At 63.0% G+C, this 22,163-nt stretch carries 21 protein-coding genes and 1 tRNA gene; 11 read left to right on the forward strand and 11 right to left on the reverse strand.

The window, feature by feature from the left end; genetic code table 11:
* The first annotated feature begins 1 nt into the window (after position 1).
* The 5 genes from CSW57_RS00200 to CSW57_RS00220 all read left to right on the forward strand — a co-directional run bounded on the left by CSW57_RS00200 (position 2) and on the right by CSW57_RS00220 (position 4,804).
* Positions 2 to 505 carry a dimethylamine monooxygenase subunit DmmA family protein gene (locus tag CSW57_RS00200; protein WP_143696435.1) on the forward strand — a complete coding sequence of 168 codons (504 nt, stop codon included), beginning with the start codon at positions 2 to 4 and terminating at the stop codon, positions 503 to 505.
* Positions 502 to 1,473 (forward strand): PDR/VanB family oxidoreductase, encoded by a 972-nt coding sequence (locus CSW57_RS00205; protein WP_099380956.1) that lies wholly within the window; start codon positions 502 to 504, stop codon positions 1,471 to 1,473. Before CSW57_RS00200 ends, CSW57_RS00205 begins: the two co-directional genes overlap by 4 nt.
* The gene (locus tag CSW57_RS00210) at positions 1,473 to 2,483 is read left to right on the forward strand and encodes a heme-dependent oxidative N-demethylase family protein (protein ID WP_099380957.1); all 1,011 of its coding nucleotides are present in this window, start codon (positions 1,473 to 1,475) and stop codon (positions 2,481 to 2,483) included. Before CSW57_RS00205 ends, CSW57_RS00210 begins: the two co-directional genes overlap by 1 nt.
* A gap of 180 nt (positions 2,484 to 2,663) precedes the next feature.
* Entirely contained in the window at positions 2,664 to 4,028 is a 1,365-nt protein-coding gene (locus tag CSW57_RS00215) for an ammonium transporter (protein ID WP_099380958.1), read from the forward strand.
* 113 nt (positions 4,029 to 4,141) lie between these two features.
* On the forward strand, positions 4,142 to 4,804 hold the full coding sequence (locus CSW57_RS00220; protein WP_099380959.1) for a helix-turn-helix domain-containing protein: 663 nt from the start codon (positions 4,142 to 4,144) through the stop codon (positions 4,802 to 4,804).
* Between the two features lie 138 nt (positions 4,805 to 4,942).
* Here the strand turns inward: CSW57_RS00220 and CSW57_RS00225 are convergent, their stop codons facing one another.
* The gene (locus tag CSW57_RS00225) at positions 4,943 to 5,683 is read right to left on the reverse strand and encodes an SDR family oxidoreductase (RefSeq protein WP_099380960.1); all 741 of its coding nucleotides are present in this window, start codon (positions 5,681 to 5,683) and stop codon (positions 4,943 to 4,945) included.
* A 135-nt stretch (positions 5,684 to 5,818) separates the two neighbouring features.
* Between CSW57_RS00225 and CSW57_RS00230 the strand changes: the two genes are divergently transcribed.
* The gene (locus CSW57_RS00230) at positions 5,819 to 6,694 is read left to right on the forward strand and encodes a helix-turn-helix domain-containing protein (RefSeq protein ID WP_099380961.1); all 876 of its coding nucleotides are present in this window, start codon (positions 5,819 to 5,821) and stop codon (positions 6,692 to 6,694) included.
* Positions 6,695 to 6,769: 75 nt separating this feature from the next.
* Here the strand turns inward: CSW57_RS00230 and CSW57_RS00235 are convergent, their stop codons facing one another.
* From CSW57_RS00235 to CSW57_RS00245, 3 genes are read right to left on the reverse strand one after another with little or no spacing between them, the layout of a single operon-like run.
* A complete protein-coding gene (locus CSW57_RS00235) occupies positions 6,770 to 7,558 on the reverse strand; it encodes a helix-turn-helix domain-containing protein (RefSeq protein ID WP_099380962.1) in 789 nt (262 codons plus the stop codon).
* A gap of 15 nt (positions 7,559 to 7,573) precedes the next feature.
* Complete coding sequence (locus tag CSW57_RS00240; protein WP_099380963.1) at positions 7,574 to 8,335, reverse strand: ABC transporter permease; 762 nt, start codon at positions 8,333 to 8,335, stop codon at positions 7,574 to 7,576.
* Positions 8,336 to 8,338: 3 nt separating this feature from the next.
* On the reverse strand, positions 8,339 to 9,151 hold the full coding sequence (locus CSW57_RS00245; RefSeq protein WP_099381008.1) for an ABC transporter ATP-binding protein: 813 nt from the start codon (positions 9,149 to 9,151) through the stop codon (positions 8,339 to 8,341).
* A gap of 436 nt (positions 9,152 to 9,587) precedes the next feature.
* Between CSW57_RS00245 and CSW57_RS00250 the strand changes: the two genes are divergently transcribed.
* Entirely contained in the window at positions 9,588 to 10,217 is a 630-nt protein-coding gene (locus tag CSW57_RS00250; protein ID WP_099380964.1) for an LppP/LprE family lipoprotein, read from the forward strand.
* Between the two features lie 32 nt (positions 10,218 to 10,249).
* Here CSW57_RS00250 and CSW57_RS00255 read toward each other — a convergent pair whose 3' ends face one another.
* Entirely contained in the window at positions 10,250 to 11,203 is a 954-nt protein-coding gene (locus tag CSW57_RS00255) for an NmrA/HSCARG family protein (protein WP_099381009.1), read from the reverse strand.
* 175 nt (positions 11,204 to 11,378) lie between these two features.
* On the opposite strand from CSW57_RS00255, the gene CSW57_RS00260 reads away from it, so the two are divergent.
* A complete protein-coding gene (locus tag CSW57_RS00260) occupies positions 11,379 to 11,726 on the forward strand; it encodes an ArsR/SmtB family transcription factor (protein ID WP_062799803.1) in 348 nt (115 codons plus the stop codon).
* Positions 11,727 to 11,867: 141 nt separating this feature from the next.
* Here CSW57_RS00260 and CSW57_RS24355 read toward each other — a convergent pair whose 3' ends face one another.
* The gene (locus CSW57_RS24355; protein ID WP_189339087.1) at positions 11,868 to 12,032 is read right to left on the reverse strand and encodes a hypothetical protein; all 165 of its coding nucleotides are present in this window, start codon (positions 12,030 to 12,032) and stop codon (positions 11,868 to 11,870) included.
* A gap of 158 nt (positions 12,033 to 12,190) precedes the next feature.
* Positions 12,191 to 12,267, reverse strand: a tRNA-Leu gene (locus tag CSW57_RS00265).
* A gap of 118 nt (positions 12,268 to 12,385) precedes the next feature.
* On the opposite strand from CSW57_RS00265, the gene CSW57_RS00270 reads away from it, so the two are divergent.
* Complete coding sequence (locus CSW57_RS00270; protein ID WP_099381010.1) at positions 12,386 to 13,015, forward strand: ANTAR domain-containing response regulator; 630 nt, start codon at positions 12,386 to 12,388, stop codon at positions 13,013 to 13,015.
* 243 nt (positions 13,016 to 13,258) lie between these two features.
* Complete coding sequence (locus CSW57_RS00275) at positions 13,259 to 14,608, forward strand: ABC transporter substrate-binding protein (RefSeq protein ID WP_099381011.1); 1,350 nt, start codon at positions 13,259 to 13,261, stop codon at positions 14,606 to 14,608.
* 186 nt (positions 14,609 to 14,794) lie between these two features.
* Here the strand turns inward: CSW57_RS00275 and CSW57_RS00280 are convergent, their stop codons facing one another.
* Genes CSW57_RS00280 through CSW57_RS00295 form a run of 4 tightly spaced genes read right to left on the reverse strand, consistent with a single transcriptional unit; the run spans position 14,795 to position 19,069 of the window.
* Complete coding sequence (locus tag CSW57_RS00280) at positions 14,795 to 15,643, reverse strand: ABC transporter ATP-binding protein (protein ID WP_223248952.1); 849 nt, start codon at positions 15,641 to 15,643, stop codon at positions 14,795 to 14,797.
* Positions 15,640 to 16,761 (reverse strand): ABC transporter ATP-binding protein, encoded by a 1,122-nt coding sequence (locus CSW57_RS00285; RefSeq protein WP_023960756.1) that lies wholly within the window; start codon positions 16,759 to 16,761, stop codon positions 15,640 to 15,642. Before CSW57_RS00285 ends, CSW57_RS00280 begins: the two co-directional genes overlap by 4 nt.
* Complete coding sequence (locus CSW57_RS00290; protein WP_023960754.1) at positions 16,754 to 17,743, reverse strand: branched-chain amino acid ABC transporter permease; 990 nt, start codon at positions 17,741 to 17,743, stop codon at positions 16,754 to 16,756. The genes CSW57_RS00285 and CSW57_RS00290 overlap by 8 nt, the downstream gene beginning before the upstream one ends.
* A 3-nt stretch (positions 17,744 to 17,746) precedes the next feature.
* Complete coding sequence (locus CSW57_RS00295; RefSeq protein WP_099380965.1) at positions 17,747 to 19,069, reverse strand: branched-chain amino acid ABC transporter permease; 1,323 nt, start codon at positions 19,067 to 19,069, stop codon at positions 17,747 to 17,749.
* Between the two features lie 222 nt (positions 19,070 to 19,291).
* On the opposite strand from CSW57_RS00295, the gene polA reads away from it, so the two are divergent.
* Positions 19,292 to 22,033: a DNA polymerase I gene (polA, locus tag CSW57_RS00300; RefSeq protein WP_099380966.1), complete on the forward strand. Its 2,742-nt coding sequence runs from the start codon at positions 19,292 to 19,294 to the stop codon at positions 22,031 to 22,033.
* Positions 22,034 to 22,163: the final 130 nt, after the last annotated feature.

Here is a 22,163-nt window from a genome sequence, read left to right on the forward strand (position 1 = left end):
GATGGCCACCACCACCGTCCCCCGGTGGAAGGCCACCTCATTCACCGACGTCGCGCTCGATGAGGCGGCGTCACACCACCTTGTTGTGACCACGGACGAGGAGGCTGCCGAACATGTCGGTGACCCCGCAGGCGTAACGGTGGTCCGCCTTGCCGGTCCGGAGGACGAGGCACTAGCCGTTGCACTTCGGCCGGCGCGGGTGGGTTGGCGTTTTGTGGTCGTCGGGCGAGGGGCGGCGCCGGTGCGGGTTCGGGCGGCCATCATCGCGGCAGGTGCCGTTGACGCAGAAGTGACTGTTGTCGACCTCGGCGGCGGGGACGGATTCTCGCCCGGGGAGCGCGATGTCTACTGCGCGCATTGTCATTCCATCACCACCACCTTCGCCGGAATCGACGAGTCGCTTATCTGTTCCGGGTGCGGGTCTCCTTTGGTGGTCTATTACCACTTTTCGCGACGGCACCACGCCTACTTGGGATTTCACCCAGACGCGGAGGAACTACCATGACCCACACGGTCAATGCGCCACCCGCCGGTCTCACCGGCACCGACTTGCTGGTGACCGTCGGCACCGTCCGGGAACTCTGCGACGGCATCCGTGAAGTCACATTCACCGGCGCACAGGCGCTGCCTTCGTTCACTCCCGGAAGTCACGTCGGCGTGCGGTGGGGGACCGGTGTCCAGAACTCGTACTCGCTGACCGGTCCCTGCACCGATCCCGACCACTACGCGATCTGTGTGCGCCGTGACGATGCGGGTAGGGGTGGCTCTGCGTGGATTCACGCTCTGCGTGTGGGCGATCAGGTGGTGATTACGCCGCCGCGCAGCGCGTTTGCGCCGATATCCGTTGCCCGCCATCACGTGCTCATCGCGGGTGGCATCGGGGTCACGCCGATCTTGTCTCATGTCCGAGCAGCTGTGCAGTGGCACCGATCTTTCGAAGTGATTTACTCACACCGGCCCGGGCAAGACGCGCTCGCCGATGAGTTGCAGAACCTCTGCGGAGATCGACTGACCATCGTGCATGACGTCGATGACTTCCGGTCGCACCTGACTCCGATCCTCGAAGACTCGGTGCTCGGCACCCACCTCTACACCTGCGGGCCGGCAATGATGATCGACGCCGTTGCCGCAGCCGCCACCGCCGCCGGATGGCCGGCCCAGCGCATCCATTCCGAACAGTTCTCATCCGCCGTGGCGACCGGCGGTGCACCGTTTGCCGCCCGCCTGCGCCGTACCGGGGTGCTGGTCCCGGTCGGCGCCGACGTGTCGCTGCTCGAGGCTTTGCTCGAACGCGGTGTGGCCGTGCCCAATTTGTGCCGACAGGGCGTCTGCGGCGAATGCCGGGTCACTGTGCGCGGCGGCCGAATCGACCACCGGGACTTCTATCTGTCCGACGACGAGCGAGCCGAGGGCGACGCGATGATGCCATGCGTCTCTCGGGCCGCCGGTGACCAAGTGGAGCTGGAACTGTAATGACCGCAGCAGCTGTGTTCACACAGAACGACATCGAGAACTTCCCCTTCCCGTTCCCGAAAGATCAGTACCGCTACAGCGCCAATGTCGAACCGACCGGGCAGAAGGCGTCGACCGTGGCCGGTTCCTGGGGAGAGCACCGAGTGGTGATCGACGCCCACTATCGGCGAGAACTCGACGAACGCTCGCGGATCCTGGCGGCCGATCCCACCCGATCACAGTGCTTGCCGCACATGATTCCCGCGGCCTGGGACGCGATGCTCACCCTCATGCACGAGCTGGCCGATGGGTATCCGCAGCACATGACCCTGGAACGGGTCGCTGCTGAACCCGCGTCGTACCGTTGGCGCAACGCGCTCCTCGACATCGACGAGACCTTCACGTTCGGCGTCGCCGAGACGCTGCCGACCGATCCGCTGAACTACATCTGCAGCCAGATACAGGAAGACGTGGTGTTGCTCGATCAGCGCGACGACCAGATGTGGGGCGACGCGGGAGTGGTGACGTTCGCCGCCGACTGGTCCTTCGGGTTCGACGTCGGCATGAGCTTTCTGCAGATCCACGGTCCGGTGCCACGACTGCACAGCGAGAAGATCGCCACGCGCGCACACGAATTCATCAAACGCCTTCAGCCGGCCCAGAGCTACCGACGCACCAATTGGACACTCACCGTCGACGGCAAACTCGACACCTCCACCGAGACCTACCCGGAGTGGGGCAAAGATCGGCGCACCCTCGCTGAAGGGCCATTGGAGGACGTGGGGGACAGGCTGTTCTTGCGCACCGAGGTTCAGCACCTGATTCGGCTGCCGCAGTCGAATGCCGTCATGTTCCTGATCCGGACCTACCTCTTACCGTTCAAGGCCATTGCCACCATTCCCGAATGGGCCGACAGGCTCTACCGGGTCCTCGAAGACCTGCCCGTTGACATGGCCGACTACAAAGGCATCACCCGTACCCGCGGCCCCGGTCTGCAATGGCTGAGGACCCACGGCCCCGTGGTGCCTTGATCGTCGGGTTCACGACAGCGACTGGTACTCAACGGATTCAGCCGAACCTCGCAATGTGGACTTTGTTACATGGCCGCAACCGCCGGTCTCGAATCCGCAACACGCGGGTGGTCCACTATCGGTGAACTTCGATTCCCTTAAGCAGACTCCCTGTCTGCGCCCGACTCTTGAGGATTGACAATGGACGAAGCGATCGCAGCCGCCGATACGGCCTGGCTGCTGGCTGCATTTGCTGCGGTGAGCCTGATGGTTCCCGGCCTGGCCATGTTCTACGGCGGCATGGTCAGCGCCAAGAACACCCTGAACATGGCGATGATGACGTTCGGGGCGTTCGCCGTGGTGGGCATCGTGTGGATCCTGTTCGGCTACTCGGCCGTGCTCGGTGATTCCCTCGGCGGAAAGGGCATTCTGGGTGATCCCCTCGAGGCGATGGGACTCTCATCGATGCTCGAAGCGCCTGCTGACCCCGGTCTGCCGCCCGCGCTCGTCGCCGGATTCCAGCTGCTGTTCGCCGGCATCACCGTGGCCCTCATTTCTGGTGCAGTCGCCGACCGCATGAAGTTCGGTGCGTGGATGCTGTTCGCCGGAGTATGGGCGACGCTCGTGTACTTCCCTGTCGCGCACTGGGTGTTCGCATTCGACTCCGAAGACGGATCGATCACCGGCGGCTGGATTGCCAACCAGCTGGCGGCGATCGACTTCGCCGGTGGTACCGCGGTCCACGTGAATGCCGGTGTTGCGGCACTGGCCCTGGTCATCGTCCTCGGCAAGCGACGCACCTTCCCGGCCGCGCCGCGTCCGCACAGCCTCCCGCTGACCATGCTCGGCGCGGGCATCCTGTTCTTCGGCTGGTTCGGCTTCAATGGTGGATCGGCCCTGGCCGCCGGCAACAGCGCGGCCGTGGTGGTCCTCAATACCGTTGCCGCAGCATGTGCCGGAATCTGCGCCTGGCTTGTCGTCGAGAAGTTCCGTGAGGGACATGCGACGTCGATCGGTGCCAGCTCGGGCCTGATCGCTGCCCTAGTCGGCATCACGCCGGCCTGTGGTGCGGTCTCGCCGATGGGTGCGCTGCTCGTCGGTGCTGCCTCGGGTGCCATCTGCTGCCTGGCGGTGTCGATCAAGTTCCGACTCGGCTATGACGATTCGCTCGACGTCGTCGGGATCCACATGGTCGGTGGCATCCTCGGAACCATCCTGATCGGCTTCATCGCCGACCCGGCCGCGCCCAATGGTGTTGCGGGACTGTTCTATGGCGGCGGATTCGACCTGCTGTGGCGTCAGACGGTGGCTGTCCTCGCCGTCGTCGGATACTGCTTCGTCCTCACATGGCTGATCGCCAAGGCAATCGACAAGACCATGGGTCTGCGAGCACATGAAGATCACGAGACCGAAGGTCTGGACGTTGCCGTGCACGGTGAATCGGCCTACGTGATGGAGAACGCGACGTTGACCGGCAAGCCTGTCACCGAAGCCGACGCTGTCGAGGCGGCCGAAGCCATCGCGACCGGTGCGGTTGAGAAGCCGACCCCGGCAGCCTCGACATAAAGCCTCTCGAAGCTCTCAGCCCTTTTCCCGGCCTCGCCGGGAAGAGGGCTGAGGCGTATCCCGTGCGCGCAGTTCGTTTCACGACAGTAGACGCAGTCGGCTAGGATCTGTACATGCCAACGCGGTCAACCAAGACGGTCCGGGATACCGGTGACCCCGCACCCGTGCAGCGTGAAGTGCTCGGCGAACCACCAACCGGCAATGACCTCGAAAAGGCGATAGCGCGACAGGTCCGCGCGCTGCGACGTGCCACCGGACTTTCGGTGGGGGACATGGCCGAGAAGGTCGGCATCTCGAAAGCGATGTTGTCCAAGATCGAGAACGCCCAAACATCGTGCAGTCTCTCCACTTTGGCCAGACTTGCCGCAGGCCTCGACGTCCCCGTCACCTCGCTCTTCCGCGGCGCAGACAACGAACGTGAAGCGGTATTCGTCGAATCTGGTCATGGCGCCGTGATCGTTGGGCGGGGCACCCGAGTCGGGCACCACTACGAACTCCTCGGCGCGCTGCGCGGTCAGCACAAGCGACTCGAGCCCGTGCTGGTCACCCTCACCGACGCCAGCGAGGTGTTTCCTCGCTTTCAACACGCAGGAACCGAACTGCTCTACATGCTCGAAGGCGTGATGGTCTACGGCCACGGCGATGCTGAATACACGCTGCGTCCCGGGGACTCGCTCTTGCTGGACGGCGAAGGCATCCACGGACCGAACGACCTTGTCCGCTTGCCGATCCGCTTCCTGGCGGTCACGGCATACCCGGACAACCACGAAAGCTGAGGTCCTCGACCTAGATTGCAAGTACAATTTGATCGAGAATCGCGTTGCGCAACTCATCTCGTTGGCGTCGGTGTCGGTGGTCATCGCCATATTCGTCAGCCGTGGTGATCGGATGTGGCGGTAGGACGACGTCGACAGTTAGCGTCCGGGGAGGTTGCTCAGCGATCGGGAGCGCTGTGCGAGGAGTTCTGCATAGGTGCCGTCGCGTTCGGCCCACCGAAGTCGTTGCGCGCCTTGCACGATGATCTCGTTGGGCGTCGGGTTTTCGGTGATGAGGTCGATGACCTCGTCAAGGAAGGCGTTCAGTGGCAACGCGGCGGGATTGAGTTTTTCTTGCCCCGCGTTGGCGACGGCCGGCGGGATGAGTTCGGTGACTTCGATACCGGTCTCGGCCAGCTGCGCTCGCAGCGATTCGGTGTAGGCATGTACTGCTGCTTTGGACGCGCCGTAGGTCGGCATGAGCGGGAACGGCAAGAATCCGATACCGGAGGTGACGGTGATGATGTCGCCGCTGCCGCGCCTGATCAGGTGCGGGGTGAACGCATCGATCACCCGGATGGTGCCGAGAAGGTTGACGGCAATCGTGTTCTCGGCTTGTTCGATGTGGGCGGGCTCGCGAAGATCTTCCGTGAGCATGATCCCGGCCATGGTGACCACGAGGTCGAGGTCTGGATGGGTGGCGAGTACCGCGTCGCGAGCTCGCAGGACGGACTCGGGATCGGTGACGTCGATTGCGACGGCCTCGAAGTCGTCGACGTTGCTGGTGTTACGTCCACCGACGATCAACTTGCTACCGGCGGCGGCAAATCGGTGCGCGAGCCCGCGGCCGATGCCGGATGTTCCTCCTACGATCAATGCGGTGCGGTTGGTGATGTCCATGAGAGTCTGCTTTCGGTCCGGTGAGTGGTACTCCCTCGATGGTTGCTTCGATTCCCATACTCAAGGGAGTCCCCGCTGATCCGGGGTGTGACAGGCCCCCCTCTCGCATCGACGATCGCAGTTACGGTGTCAGTCATGGACGACGGCGAACAAAATCGTCTCGGTGAGTATCTGCGGGCCCGCCGCGACCTGGTCACTCCTGAGCAGGCTGGTATCGCTGCCGGCGCCAACCGCCGAGTGTCGGGGCTGCGCCGCGAAGAACTCGCCCTGCTGGCAGGTATCAGCGCCGACTACTACCTGCGGCTCGAACGCGGACGGGACCGCAACCCCTCGCCGCAGGTTTTGCAGTCACTGGCCCGCGTCCTCGACCTCGACGACGTCGAAACCGAGTACCTGCTCAGTCTCGGTACGCCACATCTGAAACGACGGCGTCGGCAACGACGCGCCGAGCGCGTGCCCGAACGGTTGCATCATCTACTTGCCGCACTCGAGGTCCCCGCGTTCATCGAGGGCCGCTACTTCGACGTCCTTGGCTCAAACGATTTGGCCGCAGCGTTTTCCCCGCGCCTGACGCCAGGCCACAACCGGCTGCTCTCCCTGCTGCTCGATCCCGAGGAACGGCAATTCCACGCTGACTGGGACACCGCATGCGCTGATGCGGTCGCCGCGTTTCGCAACTTCATCGGGAACGATTCCACCGACCCCCGCGCAGTCGAGCTCGTGGGCGAACTGACACTCGCCAGCGCACGATTTCGACAACTCTGGGAGCGACATGACGTCCGCCGTCTAGCCGGCGGCACCACGACCGTGAACCACCCCACGGTCGGTCCGCTGCACCTGCACCGCGAAAAGCTCCCAGTCGAGGACGTGGTGCTCGTTCTCTACTACCCCGACATCCACAGCGACAGTGCAACCAAACTCAACCTCCTCGCATCACTGAGGTCCTCGCCCAGCCCCGCGGAACACCCGAGCAACACCACCAAGCCTGATTCAGGACGGGCCGAAGCCTGACCCCGCGACGAGAGACGAAGGGGAATATCGTGTTTCGTGAGCAACGCCGCGCCCGGCACCGGCAACACCCGAGCGCTACGACCAAGGTGTCATGTCGAGTCTGTCGGCTGGTATCCGTTCGATGCGCGTCCACCCTCTCCATCCTCGTTTCTCGAGGTTCGCGAAAATGGCTTTCATGACCGGCGCAGCATCAAAAGTGGTGGCGTCCAACAAATTGATGAACGGGTCGTCGAGTCCGTTGACGTCGATCTCGCCTGCCTGCACAGCTGCGATCATCTGGCGCTCGATGATCTCGGCCGCCTCATCGACTCGCGGATCATCGACGGCCCAGTCGAACGCATCGCTCAGCAGACTGTAGAGCCGTAAGGTATCCGGGTCGTCCAGCTGCCTGTGCTTCGACACGATTATGTCGTCGATCTGGTCTGGTACTTGGGCGGCGATCATGATCCATGCGTCGCGTTCCATCTCGATGTAGCGTTCCTCGACGTCGAGACCACGCAGCCGATCCAGATAATCGACCACGCTCTGCGGGAGGGCCAAGTGATCCCCTGCGGCGAGACGGGTCAACCGTTTACGAGTGTCTTGAAGTCGGCGGATCTCGGCGCGTAGCTTTCTGTCGATCTCACCCAGCCCCTCGGCGAACTCGTCCGACTCTGCGTCGAGTAACTCTTCCACCCGGGCAAGTGGCACACCTGCGTCGGCCAGAGTGCGGATTCGGATCAGCCTGACGACCGCCGCTGCGTCATAGCTTCGATACCCGGAGTGGTCACGCGCAGGCTCGGCCAGCAGCCCGATCTTGTGATAGTGCCGGATGGCCCGCACAGTCACACCCGCGTAGGTGGCCAATTGACTGATGGTGAGCATGGGTCTCAGACTGCCTCAGCCGATCTTCCGCCGGTAGGTGATCGCCGCGAAACCGTATGCGATGACGAAGATACCGGCACACCACGCCACCGCGATCCACGTGTCCGAGGCTGCAGCCTGACCGGTCAGAAGCTCTCGGATCGCGTTGACGATCGACGTCGCAGGCTGATTCTCGGCAAACCATCGCACCGGGCCGGGCATGGTCTCGGTGGGCACAAATGCTGAGCTGACGAAGGGCAGGAAAATGAGCGGGTAGGCGAACACGCTCGCCCCTTCCACCGATGTTGCGGTGAGCCCGGGGATCACCGCGATCCAGGTCAGCGCAAGCGTGAACAACAACAGGATCGCGACAACTCCGAGCCAGGCCAACATCCCCGCGGAGGAACGAAATCCCATGAGCAGCGCCACCACAACGACGATCACCAACGAGATGATGTTGGAGACCAGTGAGGTCAGCACGTGTGCCCACAGCACCCCTGATCGCCCGATCGGCATCGAACGGAAGCGCTCGAAGATGCCGCCCTGCACGTCCTGGAAGAGTCGAAATGCGGTGTAGGAGGTGCCGGAGGCGATTGTGATGAGCAGAATGCCGGGCAGCATGTAGTCGATGTATTCGACTGCGCCGGTGTCGATCGCACCACCGAACACGTAGACGAACATAAGCATCATGGCAATCGGCATGAGCGTGGTGGTGATGATGGTGTCCATGCTGCGCGTGACGTGACGCAACGTGCGTCCGGTGAGGACGGCGGTGTCCCCGAGAGACTGAATGGCCATGAGTCAATCCTTGGTAATCGGTCGAGGCTCTGCTGCCCTTGTCATGTCTGCCTTGTCACCGACGACCGCGAAGAACACGTCTTCGAGTGTCGGCTGCTTCTCCACGTACTCGACCTTCGCGGGAGGAAGAAGCTGTTTGAGGTCATCGAGTGAACCGTTCACAATGATCCGACCACGATGGAGTATGGCGATCCTGTCCGCGAGATGTTCCGCCTCCTCCAAATACTGCGTCGTCAGCAAAACGGTTGTACCGCGCCCGGCGAGCTCTTTCACGGTCTGCCACACCTCGATGCGCGCCTCAGGGTCAAGCCCGGTCGTCGGCTCGTCCAAGAAGATCACCGGCGGATCTCCGATCAGACTCATGGCAATGTCCAGGCGACGGCGCATCCCACCCGAATACGTCGAAACTCTTCGAGAAGCCGCGTCGGCCAGCGAAAACTGCTCCAGGAGGGCATCTGCGGTGGCCCCAGGGTCTGGTAGGTGCCGGAGTTTTGCAATGAGGACCAGGTTCTCCCGCGCGGTCAAGATCTCATCCACCGCAGCGAACTGTCCGGTGAGGCTGATCGACTCGCGCACGTCACCGGGTCGCGTAGTGACGTCGAAACCATTGACGACGGCCGTACCTCCGTCGGGTCGCAGTAACGTCGACAAGATCTTCACGGCGGTGGTCTTGCCCGCCCCGTTCGAGCCGAGAAGCGCGAAAATGCTGCCTCGCGCCACGTCGAAATTTACGCCGCGAAGCACCTCGAGCTCACCGAACGACTTTCGAAGTCCCTCGACGCGAACGACCGGCGCACCATCACGTAGTCGGTTCACGGGTGTGTCCACAAAGTAAGTGCCGCCACGGTATCGCGCGCCGAGACCACCGCGGCGCGGGTCGCGAATGGCCCACGACGATCGTTCTTCATCGCTTCTCCAGTCATTTCCTACCTCTCCAGTGAAGCTGTCCGCTGGTCGGGCAGCAGCTCGTGGAAGTAAGGATGAATGGTTGACCCAGCGTCAAGGTCAAGCGTGCTCCAGCCCTGGGCGCGTGATCGCGATGTCACTGCGGTGAATCAGGTCCGATCTCCGCCGGGTATACCCCTGTTCTGACCTCGACAACAGCACTGTCTGACTGTCGTTCGGCCGGCCGACGCCGCCCTCGCTGAGCTGCAACGACTCCGGCCGCCCGTCATCGACACCTTTCTGTGACTAACTCTTTCGACGCTGATTGCGACGGTAGGAGTGGGTCGACAACGAAAGGATCTGCTCAATGAAAAGTATTGTCAGTTCACGGATTTCGAAGGCAGCAGCCGGTAAAGCGCTCACCGCCTTCGCGGCTGTGGCGCTCATGACGGGATGTGCAGACGACACTACGGACAGCTCTGCTCCCGTCACGACCACGTTGACCGAGACACGCACCGCAGATCCCGCCCTCACCTCTCCGCCGCCGGCCGCAATGGACGTGCCGGCGACCGAGTCTGATGTGGAGGAAGCGCCCTGCGGGTCACAGGTCGATGCAACGATGATCGATGATGCAATCGCGCAGATCGCGCCCCCGATGCCAGGTGTGAATTGGGTGAGGGGCGAGAGCAACGCCGGCACTTGTTCGTTGCTGGTTTTCGTGGCCCTTCATACCCAGGGTGGTACGGGCTCGTCGCCGAATCAGCTGTTGCTCTTCCGTGGCGGCGACTTTCTCGGTACCGGTACCGCCTGCAACCTGAGCTACCAGATGATCACTGGCGCGGCCGACGATCAGATCGACGTTCGGTACCGCTACATTGTCGCCGACGAACCCAATGCCGCCCCGCAGGGCGAGGTGAACGTCGCCTACCGGTGGAACGGGTCCGGCATCGACATGATCGGCGAACTCCCTGAGGAGATCACCGACGGTGAATGCTGAACGCCCGTCCTCGGAGCCTGAAACCGCACCACTCAGCCGGCGAAGGACACCCGACCACCACGCCACTTGGTAACGCTCAGAAATCGTTCCCAGCTCAGAGTTTCGGGATCAATGGTTCGGCTCCAGCGCATGTCGCGGTCGTTGCCGAAGTAGCCGAACTGCACCGCGTACTCGGCCATACCGAGTACTTCGTCCACCAAGAGGGAGTTTTCGCCCAACTCCGGAAAGTAGGTGAGTAATCCGTCTCGTGAGTAGGCACTGCGATACTCGGCTTTCAGGCCGGTGACGCGGGAGAAGGCGTCGACCATCTCGCCAGGGGAGATGAACTCGCCAATGATCGGCAGGGATGCACCCAGGTAGGGGTCGGGGTTTGAGAACACCTCGAGCACAGCTGGTCCGGTGGCAGTGGTCGGATCCACGAACGGGGCGCGAAAGTCCTCGGGCAGATAGAAGGGCATCAACGTCGTGTCGCCCTCGATGCGAGGTGGGTAGTACTCCAGGGCGTTGGTGTAGAAGAACGACAGCATGACAAAGGTGTGCGCCACGGGCAGGGTGCGGATGTGGTCAGCGACGCGGGCTTTGTCGGTGAAGTGCGGAGCGTATTTGGTTCCGCCTGTTCGTTGTTCGACATTCTCGAGGGTGCTGAAGACGAGATGCTCCACACCGGCTTCGACCGCTGCCTCGGCGAGCCGGCAGCCGAGGATGAACTCCTCGGTTGACGGCGGCGTGACCGGTGGCGTCATGAGGAACGCTCCTTGTGCCGAGCGAAACGCATCTTCGAACCCACGCCAATGATCCGGAGTCAGGGCGCCGGTGCTGATCTCGGCGCCCAACGCCGCCAAGTGCCGGGCCTGGGCCGAGCCGGTGTCTCGCGTCAGGGCGCGCACCCGGAACTTCCCACTGCCGAGCAGGGAAGTGGTGACGCTTCTGCCTTGCTTGCTGGTTGCTCCCGCGACAACGATCAGTGGCTTACTCGTATCTGACACAACACGCTCCATTCGTTTCGGCCGGACTCTCCGCAACCTGTTGAGGACGGAGCCGCAGCAGTTCACTTGGCCGCCCAAAACATATCGTAATACCTCGATATGTCAATGTGTTGACTAGGTGCTGAACCTGTCACATCGAGATACAGTGATATGTCTTGAGTGAGGGGAGGTGAACGTGGCACGTCAACGCAACACCGCCGACGGTCCGGGCGACCTCGATGACGCAGTCGAGGCTCTGAAGGCCCTGGCAAACCCCGCCAGATTGCAGATCATGAACTGGCTTGGCGACCCCGACGGCGAGTTCGCTCAGTGGGAACCGATCGCCGACCGGCAAGAGTTCGGAGTCTGCGTCAGTCATCTGCAAGCGAAATCGGGGCTGGCTCAGTCGACCATCTCGTCCTACATGGCGACCCTGGAGCGTGCCGGCCTCGTGCAGTCCACGCGGATCGGCAAATGGACCCACTACAAGCGGGACGAGGACGCCATGTCCCGGCTTGGCGCGATGCTGGCTGGGGCGTCCTGATCGGCCCGTGTGCGAGCGACGGCGGATAACGATCGCATCTCTAGCATCGGGAGATTGCGGAAATTAGTTGCCTCAGAGCACGTTTCGCGACTCTTAACCGCGCCGGTCTTCACTGGTTGTGACGGCGTGTGTCGTCGGAAGTCACTGACCAGCCTGGCCCGTGACACCGTCGGAGTAGCGCGACTGAACCTTGCCGAGCGCCAGAACGACCACCAGCGCAGCCGCCACGGGGAGGCAGGCAATCAGAACAATCCAGCTGGTGGACACACCGAGACCGATAAGCGCTCCGTCGACGACTGATCCCAATTGGCCATCGAGCTCGCTGGCGCCGTCGGAGTCGGCGAGGTTCTCGGCTCACCGAGTCGATTGACTCCGGCTCGCACCTGCCAACCGCTTTCTTAGGCCGGAGCGTACAACGCTCCATGGCAGCACGGGCAGCAGTTTCCGACAAGAAGCTTGCTACGTGGTGCCCCCGGTCAGACTCGAACTGACACTGGACGGGTTTTGAATCCGTTGCCTCTGCCAATTGGGCTACGGGGGCGCGTCGCAGACCACACTTTAGATGACGGGCCGGGCGCCGATCCAACCGGTACTGTTGCACCACATCACGGGCGTTCGACTGCGCACGGGACGGCGATTTCAATGTGGAGGTGGGACCGATGGCAACGACGGACGCAAGTGCAGCTCAGGCCAAGGAGCCGGCAGCAACGGTCCGCCGTGTCCTGGTCGCCGAAGACGATTCCTTGATCCGGATGGACCTCATCGAGATGTTGCGCGAAGAGGGCTACGACGTGGTGGGGGAGGCTCCCAACGGGCAGGTGGCCGTAGAGCTCACCGAGGAGTTGCGGCCCGACCTCGTCATCATGGACGTGAAGATGCCCGTCCGCGACGGTATCGACGCGGCAGCGGAGATCGCGAGCAAACGGCTGGCCGCAGTCGTCATGCTGACCGCCTTCAGTCAGCGAGACTTCGTCGAGAAGGCACGGGACGCCGGTGCGATGGCGTATCTGGTCAAACCATTCACCAAAGCCGACCTGGTGCCAACTATCGAGGTCGCGGTGAGCCGGTACACCGAACTCAACCTTCTCGAACGCGACGTCGCCGACCTCACCGAACGTCTTGAGATCCGCAAATTGGTGGAACGCGCAAAGGGCATCTTGATGGAGTCGCATTCGTTCAGCGAGCCCGATGCATTCAAGTGGATTCAGCGTGCGGCCATGGATCGCCGTACCACGATGAAAGCGGTGGCCGAAGTGGTCATCGATACCCTCGGCAACAAGGCCAAATAAGCGCTCTGCCAGGCGTTTCCATCGCGGCCGGCACGGGCCAGGGCCCGGTCGGAGCAGACGCGCCGGAGCGCCGGCCGGACAACCGTGTTTCAAATCGGTCACGGCCAGGCTGCAGGTGCTCTCCAGTTTCACGAACGTTACTCGCGGGCAACACGATGGCGCTAGCTTTACCCAAGCGAGTGGCGGTCGTATGCGTCGTAGAAGACGCGCCGCGCTCGGTGGTTTACCGCGAGGAGAATGTTGATGTCCCACAGATATCTCTTGAGGGGAACGATTGCCGCGGCGGTTTCCGTCATGGCAATTGCCGGCTGTAGTTCAGACGATTCTGACGACACGGCGACGACCGGAGGCGCTACCGGTGCATCCGCGTCTTCGTCCACGGAGGCAACAACCAACACCGACTGTGGTGAGAACGCCGACAAGGCGACGCCAGGACCGGTCAGCACGGCCCCCCTGAAGATCGGCACGCTGCTCCCCGCCACGGGAAGCCTGGCGTTCCTCGGACCGCCTGAGTTCGCAGGCGTCAAGCTCGCCGTGCAGGATGTGAATGCGGCAGGCGGCGTGCTCGACCAGCCGGTTCAGCAGATCGACGGTGACTCCGGAGACACCACGACCGACACCGCCAACGCCACGGTGGACCGCGAGCTCGCAGCCGGCACCCAGGTGATCGTCGGTGCTGCATCGTCGTCGGTGTCGCTGAAGGTCATCGACAAGATCAGCAATGCCGGGGCAGTGATGTTCTCGCCGGCCAACACCTCTGACGAGTTCACGTGCTACGCAGACAAGGGCCAGTACTTCCGTACGGCTCCTGCCGACACCCTGCAGGCCCAGGCGCTTGCACAGGTCATGGCCGAGGGCGGCGTGCAGCGTGTTGCCATCCTGGCGATGAACGACCCGTACGGCACCGGTCTGGCCAAGAACACCGTCTCCGATCTCGAGGCCGCGGGCATCCCGGCCGACCAGATCAAGACGATCATCTACGACCCGAACGCGCAGTCGTTCAACGCCGAGGTCGATCAGGTCAAGAACTTCAATCCCGACGGCATCGCCGTCATCGGATTCGAGGAGAGCGCCAAGATCATCACCCGCATGAACGAGGTGAAGATCGGACCGAAGGACAAGCTCGTCTTCGGTGTCGACGGCAACATGGGCAACGCCCTGGGTGAGTCGGTCGGTCCGGGCATTCTCGAGGGAATGAAGGGCACCACGCCGTTGACCAATGTCGGCCCGCAGTTCGAGGCCCGTCTCAAGACCGCCGACCCGGCACTGATCGACTTCAACTACGCCGGTGAGAGTTACGACGCCGTGGTCATCTCCGCGCTCGCCGCCGAAGTGGCGAAGTCGACCAACGGCCGTTCGATCGCAGCGAACATCAACGCCGTGACCGAGGGTGGCACCAAGTGCAAGACGTACCAGGAATGCCTCCCGCTGGCCAAGGCCGGTACCGATTTCGACTATGACGGTGTCACAGGCGAATTGGCCTTCGTCACCGCCGGTGAGCCGTCCGTCGGTTCGTACGGTGTACTCGAGTTCGATGGCAACAACAAGTTGATCGCGCCTGTCGCCGACTACAAGGTCGTCAAGGGCAACTGATCACCTCGCAGAGGTGAACGCACAACACTAGGAAAGGCCCGGGTCGCAAGACCCGGGCCTTTCTGCGTGCGCTGATTGATCCGACCCGGCCCGCATCGCCTTGCACTCAACAGAATTCGCCGAAAGCCAGAACGATCCGCCCCGGATCAACCGGGGCGGATCGTTGCGGAAAGCCTCTGAGTCGAGCTACTTCTTTTCGGCGCTTCCTGCCAGCGTCCCGAGATACAGCTCGATGATCTTCGGATCGTTGGCGAGGTTGGTGCCGGTGTCGGTATAGGCGTTGCGTCCCTGATCGAGCACGTAGCCACGATCGCAGATCTGCAGGCAACGTCGGGCGTTCTGCTCCACGAGGATCACCGAGACGCCGGTGGCGTTGATCTTCTTGATCCGGATGAACACCTCGTCCTGGAACATCGGGGACAACCCGGCCGACGGCTCGTCGAGCAGCAGTACCGAAGGCTCCATCATCAGAGCCCGGCCCATGGCCACCATCTGACGCTCGCCACCGGACAGCGCTCCGGCCTTCACCTTGCGGCGTTCGGAGAGCAAGGGGAACAGTTCGGACACGAAGGCGAAGCGCTCGTTGAACTTCTTGGGACGCAGATAGATTCCCATCTCGAGGTTCTCTTCGATGGTGAGGGCAGGGAAGACGTTCTGGGTCTGCGGGACGTAGCCCACACCCTTGGTGACCAGCACGTGCGCCTTGGCCGAGGTGATGTTGTCTCCGCGGAGTGTCACCGCTCCGACCCGCACAGGGATCAGCCCGAACAGGGTCTTGAGCAACGTCGATTTACCGGCGCCGTTGGGCCCGATGATCCCCACGATCTCACCGTCGTCGAGGTAGAAGTTGCACTCCTCGAGGATGTTGATACCCGGTAGATAGCCGGCGGTGATGTCATCGGCGCGCAGCAGCGCGTTGGCTGCCAGCTTGCGGTGTTCCTCAGGCGTGGCGGCCAATTCAGCGTGGCTGAGCCCGCCTGGCGCCGCGGTTGCACCCGATGAGGTGGATGATTTCGAGAGGTCCGGTCCACTCATGGTTTGTCCTTTTTTCCGTGCGAGGTGGACGGAGTGATCGGGTCGGGCTGTGACAGGTCCCCGCCGGCTTGGAGGGTCTCTTCGATCGCGGCCTCGACCTGCTCTGCCAGCACGGCGGTTTCGCCGACCGGGTTACCGTCCTCGTCGAACTCAAGAGCTTGATCGTGGTGGCCGCCGAGATACGCATCGACCACCGCGGGGTTGTCGCCGAGGCGGCCGGGGAGTGACTCGGCGATCACCTTGCCCTGTGCCATCACCACCACCCAGTCGCTGATGTCGCGGATGACGTCCATGTCGTGTTCGACGAACACCACGGTCATACCCTCGTCGCGCAACGCCTTGATGTGTTCGAGCAGGCTCTGGGTCAACGCCGGGTTCACCCCAGCCATCGGCTCGTCGAGCATGACGACCTCGGGATTGGTCATCAACGCGCGTGCCATCTCCAGCAACTTGCGCTGACCACCCGACAGTGAACCGGCGTAGTCGTCCGCCTTGGCATCGAGCTTGAACCGCTTGAGCAATTCGTATGCACGCTCGGTGGTTTCGGCCTCCTGCTTGCGCCACGTCCACGGCGCCAACGCCTGCAGCATGTGCTCCCCGCTCTGGTGACGAGCACCGAGCCGCACATTGTCGAGTACCGACAACTTCGACAGCGCTTTGGTGAGCTGGAAGGTACGCACCATGCCGTTGCGGGCAACCCGGTGCGGCACAACCCTTCCCATGTGCTTGCCGTTGAGCGACCAGCTACCTGTGTCGGGCTTGTCGAACCCGGTGATCAAGTTGAAGAACGTGGTCTTGCCGGCCCCGTTGGGGCCGATCAATCCCGTGATGCATCCGCGTTGGATCTCCAGATGCTTCACATCGACGGCTTTGAGGCCACCGAATGTCCGGGTGATGTTGTCCACCGAGATGATCGGGTCGGGTTTGGCCGAACCCGGTTCGGCGGTGACACCGGCGAAGAGCTCGGCGCGTTCGGCCGCGCTGAACGCCTTCAACTCGGCAAGAGTGGCCGGGGCCGCCTCGGTGACCAGCGTCGAGGCATCCACCCCGATGCCGGGTTCGGAGGCCGATCCGGTGCCGTCTGGACCGGGAGGCTGTGTGTGACGTCCGTCAGGCATCGAGCTGGACCTCTCGCTTGTTACCGAGGATTCCTTGCGGTCTGAAGACCATCATCAGGGCTATCGCCAATCCCAACAAGACGTAACGGGTGGCGCCCACCTGCTGCTGCGTCATCTCGAACCAGGGGTCGGGGCCGGACGTGACCTGCCGCAGCAAGGCGTCGGGGATGGCCAGCAGGAACCAGAACAGCATCGCGCCGACAACCGGCCCGAACACCGTGGCGGCACCGCCGAGAATCAGCGCTCCGTAGGCGAAGAAGGTCTGCGCCGTGGAGTAGAAGTCGGGGTTGATCGACTGGGTCTGCAGCGCGTTGTACACACCCGCCACGCCACCGATGCAACCACCGAGAACCAGGGCCTGCATCTTGTAGAAGTAGGCGTTCTTACCCAGCGACCGGGCGGCATCCTCGTCCTCACGAACAGCCTTGAGGACGCGACCCCAGGGACTACGCACGAGCAGCCACACCAGGAGACAGAGCAACAGCACGATCGCCCAGCCGACCACCATCGCCCAGAGGTCGGTGCCCTGGAACTTGACGCCGAAGAACGAGTACTGCTTGCCGTTGTCGAACGGGCTGTAGTCGAAGAACCCGTCCGCGTATCCGAAGATGCCGTTGGTCGAGTGCGTCAGGTCGTCGGAGGCGGTGGACCGGAAGACCAGTCGCAAGATCTCCGACGCCGCAATCGTGACGATGGCCAGATAGTCGGCCCGTAATCGAAGCGTGGGCAAACCGAGCACAAGGGCCAAGATCGCGGCGGCGACGATGCCGACGATCGCACCCACCCACAGTGGCTGGTCGTAGTTGTCGGCCATGATGCCGACGCCGTAGGCGCCGAGCAGGGCGAAACCGATCTGACCGAAGTTGAGCAGTCCGGCGTAGCCGAAGTGCAGGTTCAGCCCGATCGCCAACAGCGCATAGAAAACCGCTGAGGGGCCGATCAATTGGGCAAACGAGGTCTGAAGTGCAGAGATGAGATCCATGAGTCAGCCGATCCTCGCTCTGGACCCGAGGATGCCCTGGGGTCTGATGGTGAGAATGACGATGAGAACGAGCAGGCCGCCGATGTACTTGAGGTCGGGGTTGATCCAGTAGGTGGAGACCTGGACCAGAAGACCCACGATCACACAGCCCAGCAGCGCGCCGTAGGCCGTTCCGAGTCCGCCGAGGGTGATGCCGGCGAACATGAGCAGAAGCAATTTGAAACCCATCTCCCATTGGACACGGCCGCCGAGTTCGGACATCGCGAAGAGAACGCCGCCGAGGGTCGCGAGGCCGCCTGACAAGGCCCAGACGAACAAGATGACGCGGTCCACGTTGATGCCGGACGATGCGGCGAGGTCGCGGTTGTCGGCAACGGCTCGCATGGCCTTGCCGATCCGCGTCTTCTGCAGCATCAGCGCCACCAGCAGCAGCACGACGAGGCTGATGATGATGCACCACAGGTTGACCGGGGTGATCGCGAAAGCGCCGGAACCGATCTGCGTCTGCACCTGGTAGTCGTCGAACGGTTCGGCGCGGTCGGAGAAGAAGATCAAGATTCCGTAGCGCATGATGAGCGCCAATCCGATCGAAACCACCAGCATCGCGATGAGTCCGGATCGGCGTCGCCGCAGCGGTCGCCAGATGGCGAGTTCGTTCAGGATGCCGACACCTATGCCGACGATGATCGCCAGGATGGTCGCCGGTATCAGCTGGACACCGAGCTTGACGTTGATTGCCCAAGCCACCACAGCACCCAGGGTCACCAGCTCTCCATGGGCGAAGTTGGTCAGACCGGTGGTACCGAAGATGAGGCTCAGACCAACACCGGTGATCGCGATGATGAGACCGAATCTCAGACCGTCGATCGCCAGCCGCGTGAGTTCCTCGGCGGCGCCGATCTCGGTGGCGGTGCGCTCCTCACCGAAGAGGAAGATCACCGGCCGCGGAGAGCCTGCGGTGACCGTGACCGCGACGGTGTCTTTCTGTACCTCGACCCCACTCGGGATGGTCGACTTGTCGATCACCACCGAATAGGTGCCGGGCGGCAGGTTCATCGTCCATGCCCCGGTATCGGAGGAGGTGGACGACTGGACCACGGCGCCGGCCTGGTCTTTGGCGTCGACTTTCACTTCTGCGACGGGTTCGGAGCCATTTCGCAGCGTTCCGAACACCCGGACGGTGTCGTCTGAGGATGGAGCTGGGGTGGCCACAGCGCTTCCGGTGCCGACTATCCCGGCAAGTAGAAGCGATGCCAGCAAGGCCAGGAGAGCGCCTGCCCCTAACTTGGCTCCCAAGACCCGTGCTCGCTGAGCATGACGGGGCATCACGCGTGAATCCTCCCGAAGGTGGTCGGCGCGCGGCACTTTTGCCGCGCGAACATCTCGTTTGGCGACCCTATAACCACCGAGGACTCGCGGCAGGGTTTCTATGTTTCCCCCGAGTTACTGTTGAGTAACTCGCCTTTGTGAGCTGGTTCGACGCCGAGAAAATTGGTTTTGGTGAGGCGTCTTGCCGGGACTGTCGGCGAAGCTCCATACACTTGCGTCGTGAGTCCTGCCCAGATCAGCAAACCCGGCCGTACATCGGCGAAATCAGCGTCCAAGGCGCAGCAGCCGACCTTGATGCTGCTCGATGGTCACTCGTTGGCGTTCCGCGCATTTTTCGCGTTACCCGCCGAGAACTTCAAGACCGCATCAGGTCAGACCACCAACGCCGTGTACGGGTTCACCTCGATGTTGATCAACCTGCTGCGCGACGAGAACCCGAGCCACATCGCGGCCGCCTTCGACGTGTCGCGGCAGACGTTCCGTGCAGAGGTGTTCCCCGAATACAAGGCGCAGCGCAGCTCGGCGCCTGACGAATTCCGTGGCCAGATCGACCTCACCAAGGACGTCCTGGGGGCGATGGGCATCCCGGTTCTGGCCCGGGAGGGTTACGAAGCCGACGACATCATCGCCACGTTGACCACCCAGGCAGCGGAGCAGGGTTTTCGCGTTCTGGTGGTCACCGGTGACCGCGACGCGCTGCAACTGGTGACCGACAACGTCACGGTTCTCTACCCCAAACGTGGCGTCTCGGAGTTGACGCGGTTCACCCCGGACGAAGTGGAGAAGAAGTACGGACTGACGCCTTCGCAGTACCCGGACTTCGCCGCGCTGCGCGGTGACCCGTCGGACAACCTGCCCGGCATTCCCGGCGTGGGGGAGAAGACCGCGTCGAAGTGGATCAGGGAGTACGGGTCGCTGTCTGGTCTGGTGGAGAACGCAGACAAGGTAAAAGGCAAAGTGGGCGACGCCTTTCGCGCCCACGTGGCCAGTGTCCAGATGAACCGTCAGCTCACCGAGCTGGTGCGCGACATGGACCTGCCGATCGGTCCGGACGACCTGCAGCTGGCGCCCTGGGACCGCAACCAGATCCACCAGCTGTTCGACGACCTCGAGTTCCGGGTGCTGCGGGACCGGTTGTTCACCACCCTCACCTCCGCCGAGCCAGAAGCCGAGTCGGGCTTCGATCTACGGGGCAGTCAGCTCGGCGCGGGCCAGGTTGCGGATTGGCTTGCCGCGCACGCGGCGCCCGGCACCGGGCGGGCAGGCCTCACGATTGTCGGGCCCCGGCAGGTCTACGGGTCGGACGTCACAGGCATCGCGATCGCTGCGGCCGATGGCGAGTCGGCTTACCTCGATCCCTCCGAGATCGGGCCGGCAGACGAGGAGGCGATCTCCGACTGGCTGGCCGATACCAACGCTGCCAAAGCCATCCACGAGGCCAAGTGGGCGTTCCACGCACTTCGCGGCCGCGGCTGGCGTCTCGGCGGGGTCACCAGTGACACGTCGCTCGCTGCCTATCTGGTTCGTCCCGGGCAACGATCGTTCAACCTCGATGACCTCGCCCTGCGGTACCTCCGGCGTGAACTGCGCGCGGACGCCGCCCCCAACGACGGTCAGCTCTCGTTGCTCGACGAGGACTCCGGCGCACAGGCCGCGGCCGACCAGGCGATGCTGCAGGCCCAAGCCGTCGGCGAGCTGGCCGACCGCTTCGACGAGGAGTTGGCGAAGATCGACTCGGCCTCGCTCCTGACGGACATGGAGCTGCCACTGCTTTTTGTCCTGGCCGAACTCGAAGCAGCCGGCATCGCCATCGATTCAGCACATCTCGAGGATCTCGAGTCAGGATTCGCTGCGCGGGTGCGCCAATCCGCGGAAGCGGCCTACGAGGTGATCGGCGAGCAGATCAACCTGGGATCGCCCAAGCAATTGCAGGTCGTACTATTCGACAAACTCGAGATGCCCAAGACCAAGAAGACCAAGACCGGGTACACCACCGACGCCGATGCGCTGCTTGCGATGTTCGAGAAGACGGGGCACCCGTTCCTGGAACATCTTCTGGCGCACCGCGACGCCACACGGCTCAAGGTCACGGTGGACGGACTGCTGAAGTCCGTCTCGGACGACGGACGGGTGCACACCACCTTCAACCAGACCATCGCGGCGACCGGTAGGTTGTCGTCCACCGAGCCGAACCTCCAGAACATCCCGGTCCGTACCGATGCCGGCCGACAGATCCGTCAGGGGTTTGTCGTGGGTTCGGGTTTCGAGACGTTGATGACGGCCGACTACAGCCAGATCGAGATGCGGATCATGGCACATCTGTCCGGCGACGCCGGATTGATCGAGGCCTTCAACACCGGTGAGGATCTGCACAGCTTCGTGGGATCTCGTGCTTTCGGCGTGCCGATCGACGAGGTGACCCCCGATATGCGCCGTCGGGTCAAGGCGATGAGCTACGGGCTCGCGTACGGCCTGAGTGCCTTCGGTTTGTCGGCGCAGCTCAAGATCAGCACGAGCGAAGCCAAAGAACAGATGGAGGCCTACTTCACCCGGTTCGGCGGGGTGCGCGACTACCTGCACGAAACCGTCGAAGAGGCCCGCCGTAACGAGTACACGTCCACCCTGTTCGGGCGCCGTCGCTACCTGCCCGACCTCAACAGCGACAACAGGCAACGGCGCGACGTCGCCGAGCGGGCGGCGCTCAACGCGCCCATCCAGGGCACCGCTGCCGACATCATCAAGGTCGCCATGATCGATGTCCAACGCGCGCTCGCAGAACAGAACCTGACGTCGCGCATGTTGCTGCAGGTGCACGACGAGCTGGTGTTCGAGGTCGCGCCGGGTGAGAAAGAGCAACTGGAGTCCCTCGTCCGCGCAAAGATGGGTGGGGCGATCGAGTTGTCGGTGCCGTTGGACGTATCGATCGGCTACGGCCGGTCCTGGGACGAGGCCGCGCACTGACGATCAGTGGACCGCCCGAAGTTTCTTTCGGATCCGTGTCGATCTGACGGATCGTCGTTCGACGTATGACTGAGAACCTCGAACGGAACTCTCGCAGGGACACCTGCGATCACACGGAACAGGGAGAACG

It is taken from the genome of Williamsia muralis (assembly GCF_002735905.1).
In the GTDB taxonomy this organism is placed as follows: Bacteria; Actinomycetota; Actinomycetes; order Mycobacteriales; family Mycobacteriaceae; genus Williamsia; species Williamsia muralis_A.